Annotated in this window: 17 protein-coding genes; 16 read left to right on the top strand and 1 reads right to left on the bottom strand. The window is 38.0% G+C overall.

Translation table 11 applies throughout. From position 1 onward, the window contains the following. Positions 1 to 99 precede the first annotated feature (99 nt). From sleB to fni, 8 genes are all read left to right on the top strand, one after another. Positions 100 to 1071: a spore cortex-lytic enzyme gene (gene sleB / locus MOC86_RS12390; protein WP_268584478.1), complete on the top strand. Its 972-nt coding sequence runs from the start codon at positions 100 to 102 to the stop codon at positions 1069 to 1071. Between the two features lie 13 nt (positions 1072 to 1084). Then, positions 1085 to 2431 (top strand): germination protein YpeB, encoded by a 1347-nt coding sequence (gene ypeB / locus MOC86_RS12385; RefSeq protein WP_268584477.1) that lies wholly within the window; start codon positions 1085 to 1087, stop codon positions 2429 to 2431. Positions 2432 to 2554: 123 nt separating this feature from the next. After that, the gene (locus MOC86_RS12380; protein WP_268584476.1) at positions 2555 to 3211 is read left to right on the top strand and encodes a flagellar brake protein; all 657 of its coding nucleotides are present in this window, start codon (positions 2555 to 2557) and stop codon (positions 3209 to 3211) included. A gap of 70 nt (positions 3212 to 3281) precedes the next feature. Continuing rightward, positions 3282 to 3458 carry a YpfB family protein gene (locus MOC86_RS12375; protein WP_158512826.1) on the top strand — a complete coding sequence of 59 codons (177 nt, stop codon included), beginning with the start codon at positions 3282 to 3284 and terminating at the stop codon, positions 3456 to 3458. Positions 3459 to 3588: 130 nt separating this feature from the next. Further along, positions 3589 to 4269 (top strand): (d)CMP kinase, encoded by a 681-nt coding sequence (gene cmk, locus MOC86_RS12370; protein WP_268584475.1) that lies wholly within the window; start codon positions 3589 to 3591, stop codon positions 4267 to 4269. Beyond that, positions 4266 to 4847 carry a lysophospholipid acyltransferase family protein gene (locus tag MOC86_RS12365; protein WP_243517965.1) on the top strand — a complete coding sequence of 194 codons (582 nt, stop codon included), beginning with the start codon at positions 4266 to 4268 and terminating at the stop codon, positions 4845 to 4847. Before cmk ends, MOC86_RS12365 begins: the two co-directional genes overlap by 4 nt. A 142-nt stretch (positions 4848 to 4989) precedes the next feature. Continuing rightward, a complete protein-coding gene (gene rpsA / locus MOC86_RS12360) occupies positions 4990 to 6135 on the top strand; it encodes a 30S ribosomal protein S1 (protein ID WP_268584474.1) in 1146 nt (381 codons plus the stop codon). Beyond that, positions 6136 to 7206 carry a type 2 isopentenyl-diphosphate Delta-isomerase gene (gene fni, locus MOC86_RS12355; protein ID WP_419146632.1) on the top strand — a complete coding sequence of 357 codons (1071 nt, stop codon included), beginning with the start codon at positions 6136 to 6138 and terminating at the stop codon, positions 7204 to 7206. It begins immediately after the preceding gene. Between the two features lie 45 nt (positions 7207 to 7251). Here the strand turns inward: fni and MOC86_RS12350 are convergent, their stop codons facing one another. Further along, a complete protein-coding gene (locus MOC86_RS12350) occupies positions 7252 to 7386 on the bottom strand; it encodes a YpzI family protein (protein WP_019391668.1) in 135 nt (44 codons plus the stop codon). A 103-nt stretch (positions 7387 to 7489) separates the two neighbouring features. Here MOC86_RS12350 and MOC86_RS12345 point away from each other — a divergent pair, with 103 nt between their 5' ends. The 8 genes from MOC86_RS12345 to folE all read left to right on the top strand — a co-directional run bounded on the left by MOC86_RS12345 (position 7490) and on the right by folE (position 14877). Continuing rightward, complete coding sequence (locus MOC86_RS12345; RefSeq protein WP_268584472.1) at positions 7490 to 8092, top strand: hypothetical protein; 603 nt, start codon at positions 7490 to 7492, stop codon at positions 8090 to 8092. 188 nt (positions 8093 to 8280) lie between these two features. After that, positions 8281 to 9591 (top strand): ribosome biogenesis GTPase Der, encoded by a 1311-nt coding sequence (gene der, locus MOC86_RS12340; RefSeq protein WP_040056724.1) that lies wholly within the window; start codon positions 8281 to 8283, stop codon positions 9589 to 9591. A gap of 20 nt (positions 9592 to 9611) precedes the next feature. After that, a complete protein-coding gene (locus MOC86_RS12335; RefSeq protein WP_268584471.1) occupies positions 9612 to 10652 on the top strand; it encodes an NAD(P)H-dependent glycerol-3-phosphate dehydrogenase in 1041 nt (346 codons plus the stop codon). Between the two features lie 181 nt (positions 10653 to 10833). Then, a complete protein-coding gene (locus MOC86_RS12330; protein WP_268584470.1) occupies positions 10834 to 11037 on the top strand; it encodes a DUF2768 domain-containing protein in 204 nt (67 codons plus the stop codon). 40 nt (positions 11038 to 11077) lie between these two features. Then, a complete protein-coding gene (locus tag MOC86_RS12325) occupies positions 11078 to 11788 on the top strand; it encodes a hypothetical protein (RefSeq protein WP_268584469.1) in 711 nt (236 codons plus the stop codon). A gap of 181 nt (positions 11789 to 11969) precedes the next feature. Beyond that, entirely contained in the window at positions 11970 to 13448 is a 1479-nt protein-coding gene (gene spoIVA / locus MOC86_RS12320; protein WP_019391674.1) for a stage IV sporulation protein A, read from the top strand. 380 nt (positions 13449 to 13828) lie between these two features. After that, on the top strand, positions 13829 to 14101 hold the full coding sequence (locus MOC86_RS12315) for an HU family DNA-binding protein (protein WP_019391675.1): 273 nt from the start codon (positions 13829 to 13831) through the stop codon (positions 14099 to 14101). 203 nt (positions 14102 to 14304) lie between these two features. Beyond that, positions 14305 to 14877 (top strand): GTP cyclohydrolase I FolE, encoded by a 573-nt coding sequence (folE, locus tag MOC86_RS12310; protein WP_040056722.1) that lies wholly within the window; start codon positions 14305 to 14307, stop codon positions 14875 to 14877. The last annotated feature ends 15 nt before the right edge of the window (positions 14878 to 14892 follow it).

Raw genomic sequence — 14892 nt, 5'->3', positions numbered from 1 at the left:
TTTCTTATGAAGGGAAGGAAAGGTGAGATCTGAATAAAATAGCGGACTTTACAAAAAATACTCTTATCATCAATCAGGTATGATTTAGGAGGGTATAGGATGATTCGGTTTCGTAAAGTAAGGAATATTTTATTTGTACTATTCATATGTCAATGGGTCTTTATTCCAACTTTTTCTGACAAAAATGTAGCCAAAGCCTTTTCAAATCAAGTAATTCAGCATGGAGCTGTTGGTAATGATGTAATAGAGCTACAGTCAAGGTTGCAGTATGTAGGCTTTTATACTGGACCAATTGATGGAGTATTTGGATGGAGAACGTACTGGGCATCAAGAAACTTTCAGTATGAATTTGGAATGAAAGTAGACGGATTAGTAGGGCCTGAAATGAAGAGAAAACTTGTTGCTGCAACAAAATATCATGAAGGATATGTAAAAGAGCAAATCCGAAAAGGACGAAATTTTTCGCACTATGGAAATATACCGCTTGATCAACAAGTCAAAAAAGGAAGCAGTGGATCAAAAGGAGGCGGACAGGCTGGCGGAGGTTCTAACAAAGGTGGAACATCTAAAGGCAGCACAAATAACGCTGGGCAAAAAGGAACTAGTGGAGCTAAAGGAAATCAAGCATCCCCTGGTGGAAACCAAGGGACACAGCAATCTGCTACAAAAACAGGAAGCTCTAATAAACCACAAGCAGCAAATGTTCCTGATGGGTATTCACAAAATGACATTAATTTGATGGCCAATGCTGTCTACGGAGAAGCTCGAGGTGAACCATATATTGGTCAAGTTGCTGTTGCAGCTGTTATTATCAACCGTACGGAAAGCCCGTCGTTCCCTGATACACCAGCAGGCGTCATTTTTGAACCTGGGGCCTTTACAGCGGTTGCTGATGGTCAAATTTGGCTTACTCCAAACCAAACGGCTAAGAATGCGGTTCTAGATGCTTTAAACGGCATGGACCCAACAGGAAACGCAGAATATTATTTTAATCCAGATACTGCTACAAGTGCATGGATATGGTCAAGACCGCAAATTAAGAAAATAGGGAAACATATATTCTGTAGATAAAGAGGTGAGCAATATGTTACGAACAATATTGATTTGTATCCTTTCTATTGGGATTATAGGTGTTGGGTATTGGGGGTACCAAGAACATAAAGAAAAAACAGCAGTTCTTTTGCAAGCGGAAAATAACTACCAAAGAGCTTTCCATGATTTAACATATGATATGAGCTTATTGAATGACAAAATGGGTTCAACGCTTGCTATGAGCTCAAGAGATCAGCTTTCCCCGGCATTAACGGAAGTTTGGCGTGTAACATCTGAAGCACATAGTAACGTTGGACAGCTTCCTTTAACACTTGTTCCTTTCAATAAAACAGAAGAGTTTCTTTCAAATGTTAGCGATTTTTCGTACCGAGTTGGCGTACGTGATTTAGATAAAAACCCGTTAACAGATGAGGAGTACGGAAGACTAGAAGAGCTTTATAAACAGTCTACAGATATTCAGCAAGATTTACGGAAAGTACAAAATTTAGTATTAGAAGATAATCTTCGCTGGATGGACGTCGAAATGGCGCTTGCCACAAACGATGCTCAAGCTGACAACACAATTATTGATGGTTTGAAGACAGTTGAAAAGAGAGCTGGAGAATATTCAGAGACTGATTTTGGTCCAACAAATGCAAGCAGTGAAGAGGGAAATAAAAACTTCTCAAAACTAAAAGGAAAAGAAATTGATGAGAATGAAGCAAAGAAAGTTGCACGTTCGTTCCTCGAATTAGACAAAAATGCAAAGATTGATGTAACGAAAAATGGAAATGGAGCAAACTATAAATTTTACAGCCTACGTATCCAAGAGCCTGGAAAAGAACAAGAAACAAATATGGATATTACGAAAAAAGGTGGTTATCCAATTTGGGCTATTCGCCATGTTGATGTAGATAAGCAAAATATCAGCTTGAATACAGCAATGAATAAAGCGATGAAATTTTTAAAAGATCAAAGATTTGAAAGTCTTGTGGCATCTGATAGTGCTCAATATGATAATGTAGGAGTTTTTACATTTGTAGAAGAGAGACAAGGAGTTCGTATTTATCCAGATGCTGTGAAAATTAAAGTTTCACTTGGAGATGGAAGTATTGTCGGGTTTTCAGCAGCAGATTTCTTAGCTGCACACTATGACCGTGAAATTCCAAAGCCTGCTCTTAACGCTGATGAAGCTAAAAAGAAAATTAATGAAAATGTACTCATCCAAGAAGAAAGACTTGCGATTATTCAAAATGATCTTGGTGAAGAAGTACTGTGCTATGAGTTTTTAGGAACCATTAATAAAGACACATACCGTATTTTTATTAATGCTGAAAGTGGAAATGAAGAAGATGTGAAGAAAATGGATAACACAGAACCAATTTATAATGGTGTTTAGAAGAGAAAGGGATTCCCTTTCTCTTTTTTTTTGTTCATGTTTTAATAATAATTAGTAAAATATAGTGAGTTATCCTGTCATATGAAAAAGGAACGGTAACAAGTAGAGAGGAAGAGAGTGTTTATGGAGCTGAAGGTTGGAACATCGTTGAGGTTAGAAGAAGTAAACGGAGAAGGAAAGTACTATTGCAAAGTTGTTGAGGAAGGAGAAGGATATATTTATATTGATTATCCTATTCATCAAGCAACTAAAAAGAGTGCCTTTCTTCTTATGCATACAAGGTTAAAAGCTTATTTTGTAGAGGAGAATGGAGTGACATACCATTTTTCAACGGAAGTTGTTGGGCGTATAAAAAAGGAAATTCCTATGATACAGCTTCATTATAAAGGAGAAGAAAGCTTAGTTAAATACCAACGACGTGAGTATGTCCGCGTTGATGCAACACTTCCTGCAGCTCTTCACTCTCTAGATGGGACATTTGAGCCTTTTACAACAATCACGAAAAACATCAGCGCAAGCGGAGCTCTTTTAGCTGTTAAAGAAAAAGGAGTTTTTTTTCAAAAGGGAGATACAATAAACGTTTGGCTCGTTTTTGAGCTATCTGATCAATATTATCATATACAAACTGAAGCGGAGATTATTAATATTTTGCCCTCTCATATAGAAAAGCAACATAATGTCGGGGTGAAGTTTTTAACGCTTGGAGTTAAAGAGCAAGAGGCACTTATTCGATACACGCTGGAAGTACAGAGAGAACTAAAGAGAAAAGGTCTTCTTTAGAATAAAACAAAAATGATTGCCCCATAATGGATAAAGAAATAACTTTTATAGCTTAATGGAGTGATCATAGTTGAAAAAAGTAGAACGGGTTCTTTTTAAGCTTCTTATTATCCAGCTCTTTTGTTTACTGTTTTCTCAGGCTCTTCTGCGGGTCGAAGCTATCAGCCCATATATTTCAAAAATTCCTCAATACGAAGGCGTAACAAAAGAGAATATCACAAAAATTGTGGAAACGTTCGACCAGTAAGGGAACGTATGATAAGATAAAGAGAGAGTAAACAAGATACTCAAGGAAAGCATGCAGGAGTGGAAATCCCTGCTTTTTTTTCGTTCACATATGCACGAATTGAAATTTTAAAATAACTAGAGGAGGACGCATGGAAAAGCACATTTCAATTGCGATTGATGGACCAGCGGCTGCAGGAAAAAGCACTGTTGCTAAAATCGTCGCTACTAACTTATCTTATATTTATGTTGATACGGGGGCAATGTATCGAGCCCTAACTTATGAGGCGCAAAGAACAAAAGTAAATCTTCAAAACGAACAAGCCCTAATAGATCTTTTATACACGTTAGATATTACATTAAAGCCTTCTCCGCAAGGTCAACTTATCTTCATTAATGAAGAAGATGTAACAGAACAAATTCGTACAAATGAAGTAACAAAAGAAGTATCCATCGTTGCAAAACATGGAGAAGTTCGTAAAGAAATGGTTGACCGCCAACGCAAGTTAGCAAAAGGCGGTGGAGTTGTAATGGACGGACGCGATATTGGGACACATGTTCTTCCACACGCAGAAGTAAAAGTTTTCTTACTTGCTTCAGTAGAAAAAAGAGCGTATAGACGCTATGAAGAAAATAAACTAAAGGGATTTGATTCAGATTTAGAACAGCTTAAGCTTGATATTGCCAAGCGTGACAAGCTTGATTCTGAACGAGAAGTTTCTCCACTTCGAAAAGCAGAAGATGCAGTAGAAATTGATACAACTTCATTAACAATCGAAGAAGTGGTAGCTAAGATTCTAGATCTTGCTGACGAAAGGATTAATGTCTCATGAGCATTTACGGTTTTGCACGTGGGGTAGTAAAGTCCGTTTTGACCCCGCTATTTCGAGTGGAAATAATCGGTAAAGAAAATATTCCAAAAGATGCAGGCGTAATTGTTTGTTCAAACCATATTTCAAATTTTGATCCTCCTGTTGTAGGCATGACGTTTCCTCGTCCTGTCTACTTCATGGCTAAAGCAGAGCTTTTTAAAGTTCCTGTTTTGAAAACGTTACTGCCAAAAATCTACGCTTTTCCTGTTAAAAGAGGGCTTAGCGATCGAGACGCGCTCCGCAAAGGAATTTCTATTTTAAAAGAAGGGGGAGCGCTTGGTCTGTTTCCAGAGGGATCACGTAGTAAAGATGGAAAGCTCGGGAAAGGGATGGCAGGTGTCGGCTTTTTTGCTCTTCGTTCAAATGCGGTTATTGTTCCATGTGCTGTTATTGGTCCTTATAAACCGTTTAAGAAACTACAGGTTGTATATGGTAAACCAATCGATGTGACCGAGATGAAAAAAGAGCGAGCCTCTTCTGAAGAAGTAACGGAAGTTGTAATGAAAGAAATCGGTCTTCTGCTCGATAAATATCAATAACATTTAAGGCTTAACACTTGACAAAAAGGGTATATTTATTAGAAGTTAGAAAAAAGAGGATTTCTCGTAGACTAGCGAGAAGACAGTATAAATTCAAACTTTTAAATAAGTAAGTTGTTGGTCAACTAAGGAGGTTAAGGCAATGGTAGAAGATATGAATAGTGTAGAAATTAACAACCTAGAAGTGGGTGCAACAGTTACTGGAACCGTTTCAAAAGTAGAAGAAAAGCAAGTTTTTGTAGAAGTTGAAAACAGCAAAGTAGATGGCATCATTCCAATTAGTGAGCTGTCAAGCTTACATATTGAAAAAGCGGAAGATGTGATCGAAGTTGGCGCGAAAATTGAGGCAAAGATTCTTAAAGTAGAAGATGAAGCTTTAATTTTATCAAAACGTGCTGTTGATGCAGATAAAGCATGGAACGATTTAGAAGAAAAATTAGAATCAAAAGAAGTGTTTGACGTTGAAGTAAAAGACATTGTTAAAGGTGGCCTTGTTGTTGATATCGGCGTGCGAGGCTTTATTCCAGCTTCTTTAGTAGAAACCTATTTTGTAGAAGACTTTGAAGATTATAAAGGAAAAACGATGAGCGTAAAAGTGATGGAGCTTGATCGCGAGAAAAACCGCGTTATTCTCTCACATCGTGCTGTTGTAGAAGAGCAGGAAGTAGCGAAAAAGCAAGAGCTTCTTCATTCTCTTGAAGAAGGGCAAGTTCTTGAGGGGACAGTACAACGCTTAACAGATTTTGGCGCGTTTGTAGATATCGGTGGTGTTGACGGCCTTGTACACATTTCACAGCTTTCACATACTCATGTTGAAAAACCATCTGATGTTGTTACAGAAGGTGATAAAGTAAACGTTAAAGTATTGTCTGTTGATAAAGAAAATTCTCGTATTTCACTTTCTATTAAGGATACGCTTGAAGGGCCTTGGTCAAACATTAGTAACCGTATCAAACAAGGAGATGTCTTAGAAGGAAAAGTGAATCGCCTTGTTTCCTTTGGAGCATTTGTAGAAGTTGAGCCTGGTGTAGAAGGCCTTGTTCATATTTCTCATATTTCAAACCAGCATATCGGTACGCCACATGAAGTTTTATCAGAAGGCGAAGCTGTTAAGGTGAAAGTTTTAGATGTGAATGAGAATGAAAGACGTTTGTCACTAAGCATCCGTGAACTTGAAGAAGGAAAAGGTGCACAAAAAGAAGACTATAGTCAGTATGAGAAAAAAGAAGAATCTACAGGTTTCCAACTTGGAGAAATGATTGGAGATCAGCTAAAAAAACTGAGATAAATGGTGATGATTGTGAGCAGAGCACAACGAAAGATTGATCATATTAACCATGCTCTTTCAACAGGGCAAGAACGAAAACATGGGTTTGGAGATATAAGATTTGTTCACAATAGTTTACCGAATACATCTGTTGATGAAATTGATATTTCTACAAAAATTGGCGAGCTTTTCTTAAGTTCGCCAATTTTTATCAATGCGATGACAGGTGGCGGCGGACGTGAAACAGAACAAATAAATGGAAGTTTAGCAAAAGCAGCTGCCCAAACGGGAGTTGCCATGGCTGTTGGTTCCCAAATGGCGGCAATTAAAAATAGCAAGGAAGCGGCAACATACGAAGTGGTAAGACGCTGTAATCCGGATGGTATTATTCTTGCTAACCTTGGAAGTGAAGCTACAGTAGAACAAGCAAAAAGAGCTGTTGAGATGATTGATGCCGATGCTTTTCAGATTCATCTTAACGTTATTCAAGAGCTTGTCATGCCAGAAGGAGATCGGGATTTTAAGCAAGCACTTGAACGAATCGAACGAATCGTGGAAGAAGTTGGCGTACCCGTTGTCGTAAAAGAAGTAGGATTTGGAATGAGCCATGAAACAGTTGAAAAACTTTTAAATGTTGGTGTTTCCATTGTAGATGTAAGTGGATACGGGGGAACAAACTTTTCCAAAATTGAAAATGAACGACGCGACCGTCACTACGAATTTTTTAATAGTTGGGGAATTACAACAGCAGCATCTTTAATAGAAGTAAACAATAAACATCCATACATATCCACAATTGGTTCAGGTGGAATTCAATCTGCTGTAGATGCCGTGAAAGCGCTAAGTATTGGTGCGAATGCGGTAGGAATGGCAGGGACGCTCCTTCGAGTTCTAAGAGATAAAGGAATGGAAGGTATTTTAGAAGAACTTTGGACAATTCAAGACGAAATGATAATTATTATGGCTGCTCTTGGTTGCCGAACTGTGGAGGAACTAAAAAAGGTTCCGCTCGTTATTAGCGGTGATACACATCATTGGCTATCTTCACGTGGAATTGATTTAAACAAATACGGAACTCGAACGAAGATGTAAGCAACAACAAAGGAGGCTTGAGTATGATGATACTCAAGCCTTTTTTTAGCGTTTATTAATTTGTCTTGCTTCTTCAGGGCTTTGCATATGGGTTGCTCCCTTGTAATGAAGACCCTGATCACGGTCAGACTCCACACGTTTAGACTCTCGTAGCTTTTTTTCTTGACGGTCTTTTCCCATTGTTACCCCTCCTTTAGTAAGTTAGGATTCCCGCTCAGTTTTCTTCCTATACGATTATTTTGAATGGTTTTTACACATAATGGAGATGTTGGGAGGTTAGTGGATGGATGTCCTTTATTTTTATTGGTTCTCATGGATATGGTGGGTTTTACTGACTTTTTTTATGGAAAAAACAAAGGAAAGAACCTATTTAAGTGCTCTTATTTTACTGTTGCTTATTTTTTCTACAACGTTTATTTCTTTTGAGATTTGGGAGGTTAATGTAGCGTATCTTGTTTTGTTCACAAGTTCTTTCATTCCTTACAAAAATCAAACAAACTATATGATAAGCTGGATATACACACTCATAATTGCTCTATTTTATGGCGGTTTTTATTTGTTTGCTCTTTATGACCCAGTTTGGATCGTTGGAGATTACTTATGGCTTCTGAGCGCTTGTATGTTCCTCATTACATGCGTTGTCGTTGCTCCACATCGAGCGAGGCAGTGGCACTTTATTAATGGAGCTTGTGTAGGAGAAGCACTTCTCTCCATTGTGCTAGGAAAGATAGGGATAAAACCTGAAGTCGGGAATGAAGCGTTTTTAAGCTTAATAGCTGCTGTGACACTTGCCCTTTTTTTATGGGAGAGCATGAAAAAAACATTTTATTATATTAGTTTTGTTCGTTTAAAGGAAAGACCATCTTCCTTTTTCAAAAAAGGGTAGTTGTTCATAATGATGGTTTTTGATAAAATAACAAGGTTAAAAACCCTTATTAAATAAAAGGGTCCTTTATTTTTTAAAACGGAACATTTGAAAAATGAAATGAGACAAATTTGAAATAAAAAATCATAGCGATGGTTAAAAGAAAAAGTATCGCGTTTAGATGATGAACAAATGAAGGAGACAAAGTTATGGCAAAACCAGTTATTGCAATTGTAGGTCGTCCAAACGTCGGAAAATCGACTATTTTTAATCGTATTGTCGGTGAGCGTGTGTCGATTGTAGAAGACGTTCCAGGAGTAACAAGAGACCGTATTTATAGTTCTGCTGAATGGCTGAACAAAGACTTTAATATTATTGATACAGGCGGAATTGAACTTAGCGATGAGCCATTTATGACGCAAATTCGTCAGCAAGCTGAACTTGCAATGGATGAAGCGGACGTTATTATTTTCCTAACAAACGGTCGTGAAGGCATTACAGCAGCTGATGAAGAAGTAGCTAAAATTTTATATCGTACGAAAACTCCAGTTGTACTTGGCGTTAACAAAATTGATAATCCACAGATGAAAGAGCTTATTTATGATTTTTATTCTCTTGGGTTTGGAGAACCATTCCCAATTTCAGGTTCACATGGATTAGGACTTGGAGATTTGCTTGATGAGGCTGCTCGTCATTTTCCGAAAGATGAAGACGAAGAATACGGCGATGAAGTTATTAAGTTTTCATTAATTGGTCGTCCAAATGTAGGGAAATCTTCACTTGTGAATGCCATTTTAGGAGAAGAGCGTGTTATTGTAAGTAATATCGCAGGTACAACACGTGATGCAATTGACAGCAAACTTACAAAAGATGATCAAGAATACGTAATTATTGATACAGCTGGAATGCGAAAGAAAGGAAAAGTATATGAAAGTACCGAAAAATATAGTGTACTTCGTGCTTTAAGAGCAATTGAACGCTCTGACGTTGTTCTTGTTGTGTTAGACGGAGAAGAAGGCATTATTGAACAAGATAAACGTGTCGCAGGCTATGCACATGAAGCAGGTAAAGCTATTATTATTGTTGTGAACAAATGGGATGCAGTTGAGAAAGATGAAAAAACAATGAAGGAATTTGAAGAGAAAGTGCGTGATCACTTCCAATTCTTAAGCTATGCACCAATTGTATTTTTATCAGCGAAAACGAAAAAGCGCGTTCATACTCTTTTACCTGTTGTTCAAACAGCAAGTGAAAATCACGCAATGCGCGTTCAAACAAACGTATTGAACGACATTATTATGGATGCTGTGGCGATGAACCCAACGCCAACGCATAACGGAAAACGATTAAAGATTTTTTATGCAACACAAGTTGCGGTTAAGCCACCGTCATTTGTTGTATTTGTAAATGAACCAGAGCTAATGCATTTCTCATATCAGCGTTTCTTAGAAAATAAAATTCGCGAAGCATTTGGCTTTGAAGGAACGCCAATTCGTATTTTTGCACGACAACGAAACTAGAGAGTGGAGGCGTGGGAAAATTGTCAAGTATTGCAGTTTTAGGAGCAGGAAGCTGGGGAACAGCTCTTGCTATCGTTTTAGCAGATAATGGACATCATGTTCGTTTATGGGGGCATCGTGAGGCAACAGTAAAGGAAATTAACGAATGTCATACAAACGAAAAGTATTTGCCTGGAGTTATGCTTCCTGAAAATATCTATGGAGAAGCTTCATTGGGGAAAGCTATTGAAGGGTTAGATACAATTATTTTAGCCGTTCCAACAAAAGCAATTCGAGAAGTATGTCAAAGTATTAAATTAACAAACGGTATGTATACGATTGTTCACGTCAGCAAAGGTATTGAACCTGACACACATATGCGTATTTCTGAAATGATTGAAGAAGAGTTTGGGAATCATTCGGCACTTAAAGATGTTGTTGTATTATCAGGTCCAAGTCATGCTGAAGAAGTGAGCCAGAAACAGCCAACAACTGTAACCGTTTCTTCTACAAATATGGAAGAAGCAGAAAGAATTCAAGATTTATTCATTAATGACCAATATTTTCGCGTTTACACAAATTCGGATGTTGTAGGAGTAGAAATTGGCGGAGCGCTGAAAAATATTATCGCCCTTGGTGCTGGAATTAGCGATGGCCTTGGCTATGGAGATAACGCAAAAGCTGCTCTTATTACAAGAGGACTAGCCGAAATTTCTCGCTTAGGTTGCGCGATGGGAGCTAACCCGCTGACGTTTTCTGGATTAACTGGAATCGGAGATTTAATTGTTACGTGTACAAGCGTACATTCTAGAAACTGGCGTGCTGGCAATTTGCTTGGCAAAGGGCAAAGCTTGCAATCTGTATTGGATAATATGGGAATGGTTGTGGAAGGCGTACGTACTGCCAAAGCAGCTTACCAGCTCTCCTCAAAGCTTGACGTACAAATGCCGATAACAGAGGCTATTTATAACATTTTGTTCAATGACGTTGATGCGAAGAGTGCTGTTGACGGCCTTATGGGGAGAACAAAAACGCATGAAATGGAAGATTTAACAAATATTTTAGATGATAGAGGTATCTAATAGAAGATAGAAAGAAATCTCTATTATTCACTTTTGTTTTCGAGACAAAAAGCCTTGGACAACAATATGTTGTCCAAGGCTTTTTTACTTTTTGTAATAGAAACTAAAAAATTAAAGGTGTATGAAAAAAAAAAAAGAACTATATAGTTAAAGTATTAAGAAGGAAAAGGAGCTGAAAAGAATGTCAGAAGGATTGATGAAAATGTGGATTGCCTTTGGAGCAATTGCTTTTATGTTCTTTTCCGTATTCTTTATTTACGTGAGTAGATTTAAGCTTAAAAGAAAATTTTCGAAAGGGCTTACTGCTACTTTTGCATATCTTTTCATGGTTATAGCAGGTCTTATTATTATGATTGTTGTATTCAGCGGACCTGTCCAAAAGTAATGTATTTGCTTACATAATAGGTGATAAGGTAGGTTTTTTCATGAAAAAGGCTAGCTCTCTTTTATGTATTCTCTTTCTATTAACAGGTTGTTTATATCCTGAAGAAAGATTAAAAGAAAACAGATTTCCATATGAGGCCCAGCTTAATGCTGTTCAGACGGCTGTTGATCAATTTCGAGAAGATAAGGGAGGCATTGTTCCTATTAAGACAAGAGATATGAAAACGCCTTTATATCAGAAGTATCCTATAGACTTTAACAAGCTTATCCCTGCTTATCTTGAAGACGTGCCAGGAAACTCTTATGAAGCAGGAGGAGTATATTCTTATGTGCTTGTTTCTCCTGAAGAAAATCCAACAGTAAAACTAATTGATGTTTCTGTGTCCCAAAAAATCCATGATATTCACATTCGATTAGATGCTTATAGACAGAAGTATGGCTCTCCTCCATATGCACAAGAAGCAGGAGGTGGATTTTATATGCTTGATTACAAAAAACTCGGATATGAGCATAAAATCACCGTGCAAAGTCCCTACAGTGGCCAAACACTGCCTGTATTAGTCAACGGAAAAGCTGAGCTTTTTGTAGATTACTCGGAAGATTTGTATCGAGCATTGCAGAAGACAGAAAAAAGCTATAAAAAAGGAGATGATATAAGAGAGGTTCTTGTTGAAAACTCTCCTTTTGTACCTATTTTTTCCCCCTCTTATACTGTGAACAATAAGGGAGAACCTCTAATTCTCCAAAATTAAGTCATGAACCTCTTCTCTTCGAATACATATTGAAGGGAAGGGGTTTTTAACCTTTTTCATATAAAAGGATAGACAAATCTTTTTCTTTTAAGCTAGTCATATTTTAATAGGACAACATCATAAGTATATAGTGTTCTAGGCATTATATAGGTTATGAACTCATAGATCGGAGGGGGATCTTTTGGAAAAGGTTGATGTTTTCAAAGATATCGCGGAACGTACAGGTGGAGATATTTATCTCGGAGTCGTTGGGGCTGTAAGAACAGGGAAATCAACATTTATTAAAAAATTTATGGAACTTGTTGTACTTCCAAACATGGCGGATGAAGGTGAGAGAGCTCGTGCGCAAGATGAACTGCCGCAAAGTGCAGCAGGGAAGACAATCATGACAACTGAGCCCAAATTTGTTCCGAATCAAGCTGTAAATGTGGAAGTTGACGAAGGGCTGGATGTAAATATTCGCCTTGTTGACTGTGTAGGATATACGGTGCCAGGAGCAAAGGGATATGAAGATGAAAATGGGCCGAGAATGATTAATACACCATGGTATGAAGAGCCAATTCCATTCCACGAAGCTGCGGAAATTGGAACGAGAAAAGTCATTCAAGAACACTCTACCATCGGCGTTGTTATTGCAACAGATGGAACGATTGGGGAGATACCTCGAGCTGACTATATTGAAGCAGAAGAGCGCGTTATTGCGGAGCTGAAAGAAGTTGGGAAACCATTTATTATGGTCATTAACTCTGTGCAGCCATTTCATCCTGATACAGAAAAGCTTCGTCAAAATCTAATTGAAAAATATGATATTCCAGTGCTTGCTATGAGCGTTGAAAGCATGAGAGATCAAGACGTACACAATGTGCTACGTGAAGCACTTTTCGAGTTCCCAGTGCTCGAAGTAAACGTGAATCTACCAAGCTGGGTTATGGTATTAAAAGATGAACATTGGCTCCGTGAAAACTATCAAGAAGCTGTTCAAGAAACGGTCAAAGATATTAAGAGACTTCGTGATGTTGATCGAGTTGTTGACTTGTTTTCAGAGTATGAGTTCATTGATGAAGCAAGATTAGCAGGGATTGATATGGGGCAAGGGATTGCTGAAATTGACCTCTTTGCGCCAGATGACTTGTATGACCAAATCTTAAAAGAAGTTGTTGGCGTAGAAATCAGAGGGCGTGATCATCTTCTTGAGCTTATGCAGGAATTTGCTCATGCTAAAGTCGAGTACGACCAAGTTTCAGATGCCCTTCGAATGGTGAAGCAAACAGGCTATGGAATTGCGGCACCTTCACTTGCGGATATGAGTCTTGATGAACCTGAAATTACAAGACATGGCTCTCGCTTTGGTGTACGTTTGAAAGCAGTAGCTCCATCTATTCATATGATTAAAGTAGATGTAGAGTCTGAATTTTCTCCTATTATTGGAACTGAAAAGCAAAGTGAAGAGCTTGTTCGCTACCTTATGCAAGACTTTGAGGATGATCCGCTCTCAATTTGGAACTCAGACATTTTCGGCCGCTCTTTAAGCTCCATTGTGAGAGAGGGGATTCAAGCAAAGCTTTCTCTAATGCCAGAAAATGCGCGTTACAAGCTTAAGGAGACGCTTGAACGGATTATTAACGAAGGTTCTGGTGGCTTGATTGCGATTATTTTATAAACTAACAAAAAAGAGAGGATATCCTCTCTTTTTTGCGTTGATTTAATAAGAATCTCTTAAAATGAGCTAAGTCTTTTGGATTATTCATAGAGAAAACCTAGCATTATTCATAACTTTTCGCTTGATTACCAATATGTGATATGTTAATCTTTTAAAAGACATAGCGAGCAAGATATGCCTAAGCCAATGGAACATGTTGTGAAACCATTGCATTTTATTAACGAATCCTTTATGATGTAGGCATATTAGCGAAACAAGAGGATTCTAACGTATAAAGTTTGAGTAATATGTAAAGAAATGAAATAAGGACTAGGAATGTTACGATATCTCTTGCAAGGGATCGATGGATTCATTATCCTTTTTGGGAGGAGGTGAATAGCGTGAATAAGACAGATTTAATCAATGCAGTTGCAGAAGCTAGCGAGCTTTCAAAGAAGGATGCTACAAAAGCAGTTGATGCTGTTTTTGATACAATTCTAGATGCGTTAAAAGAAGGTGACAAAGTTCAACTGATTGGCTTTGGTAACTTTGAAGTACGTGAGCGCGCTGCTCGTAAAGGTCGTAATCCACAAACTGGGGATGAGATTGAAATTCCAGCGAGCAAAGTACCAGCGTTCAAACCAGGTAAAGCTCTTAAAGATGCTGTTAAATAAACATTACATATTAACAAGAGCTTAGAAAGGTCGCTTAATAGGCGACCTTTCTTTTTTGCCTTTGGGTGTTCCGTATGCTAGAATTTTGTTTGGAATTATCTCTTTATCCTCTTAAAACCAACTTTGCTTCTATAAAGCAAAGCTTATGATAAATATGAATGACGACTGAACGTCATTGACCGAATATAATGGAGGCTAGTTTTATGTCAGAACAGAATGTTAACAAAGAACAAATTGAGCATGCGGTTCGGCTCATTTTAGAAGCAATTGGAGAAGATCCAAACAGAGAAGGACTACTTGATACACCAAAGCGTGTTGCGAAAATGTATGAAGAAGTTTTTTCTGGACTAAAAGAAGATCCAAAAGAACATTTCAAAACAATTTTTGGTGAAGATCACGAAGAGCTTGTACTTGTCAAAGATATTCCGTTTTACTCTATGTGTGAACATCATCTTGTTCCTTTCTATGGAAAAGCCCATATCGCTTATATCCCGCGTGGAGGAAGAGTGACAGGTCTTAGCAAGCTTGCTCGCGCTGTTGAAGCGGTTGCGAAACGTCCTCAGCTTCAAGAGCGCATCACCTCAACAATTGCAAACTCAATTGTTGAATCATTAGATCCACACGGTGTTATGGTCGTTGTCGAAGCAGAACATATGTGTATGACGATGCGCGGTGTGAAGAAGCCAGGCTCAAAAACGGTTACTTCAGCTGTAAGAGGTATACTTGAATCAGATGCAGCTGCTCGTGCTGAAGTGCTATCATTAATTAAATCGTAAAGAGTGAGAGGAGCT

Source organism: Priestia endophytica, from assembly GCF_026790145.1.
Classification (GTDB): Bacteria; Bacillota; Bacilli; order Bacillales; family Bacillaceae_H; genus Bacillus_I; species Bacillus_I endophytica_A.
The sequence above is the reverse complement of the archived record's forward strand: the minus strand, read 5'-3'. Positions and strand labels throughout refer to the sequence as shown.

Bases quoted from the DNA above. Each gene is read 5' to 3' on its own strand.
- sleB (WP_268584478.1), top strand. From the start codon at position 100: ATGATTCGGTTTCGTAAAGTAAGGAATATTTTATTTGTACTATTCATA.
- ypeB (WP_268584477.1), top strand. From the start codon at position 1,085: ATGTTACGAACAATATTGATTTGTATCCTTTCTATTGGGATTATAGGT.
- MOC86_RS12380 (WP_268584476.1), top strand. From the start codon at position 2,555: ATGGAGCTGAAGGTTGGAACATCGTTGAGGTTAGAAGAAGTAAACGGA.
- cmk (WP_268584475.1), top strand. From the start codon at position 3,589: ATGGAAAAGCACATTTCAATTGCGATTGATGGACCAGCGGCTGCAGGA.
- MOC86_RS12365 (WP_243517965.1), top strand. From the start codon at position 4,266: ATGAGCATTTACGGTTTTGCACGTGGGGTAGTAAAGTCCGTTTTGACC.
- rpsA (WP_268584474.1), top strand. From the start codon at position 4,990: ATGGTAGAAGATATGAATAGTGTAGAAATTAACAACCTAGAAGTGGGT.
- fni (WP_419146632.1), top strand. From the start codon at position 6,136: ATGGTGATGATTGTGAGCAGAGCACAACGAAAGATTGATCATATTAAC.
- MOC86_RS12350 (WP_019391668.1), bottom strand. From the start codon at position 7,386: ATGGGAAAAGACCGTCAAGAAAAAAAGCTACGAGAGTCTAAACGTGTG.
- MOC86_RS12345 (WP_268584472.1), top strand. From the start codon at position 7,490: ATGGATGTCCTTTATTTTTATTGGTTCTCATGGATATGGTGGGTTTTA.
- der (WP_040056724.1), top strand. From the start codon at position 8,281: ATGGCAAAACCAGTTATTGCAATTGTAGGTCGTCCAAACGTCGGAAAA.
- MOC86_RS12330 (WP_268584470.1), top strand. From the start codon at position 10,834: ATGTCAGAAGGATTGATGAAAATGTGGATTGCCTTTGGAGCAATTGCT.
- MOC86_RS12325 (WP_268584469.1), top strand. From the start codon at position 11,078: ATGAAAAAGGCTAGCTCTCTTTTATGTATTCTCTTTCTATTAACAGGT.
- folE (WP_040056722.1), top strand. From the start codon at position 14,305: ATGTCAGAACAGAATGTTAACAAAGAACAAATTGAGCATGCGGTTCGG.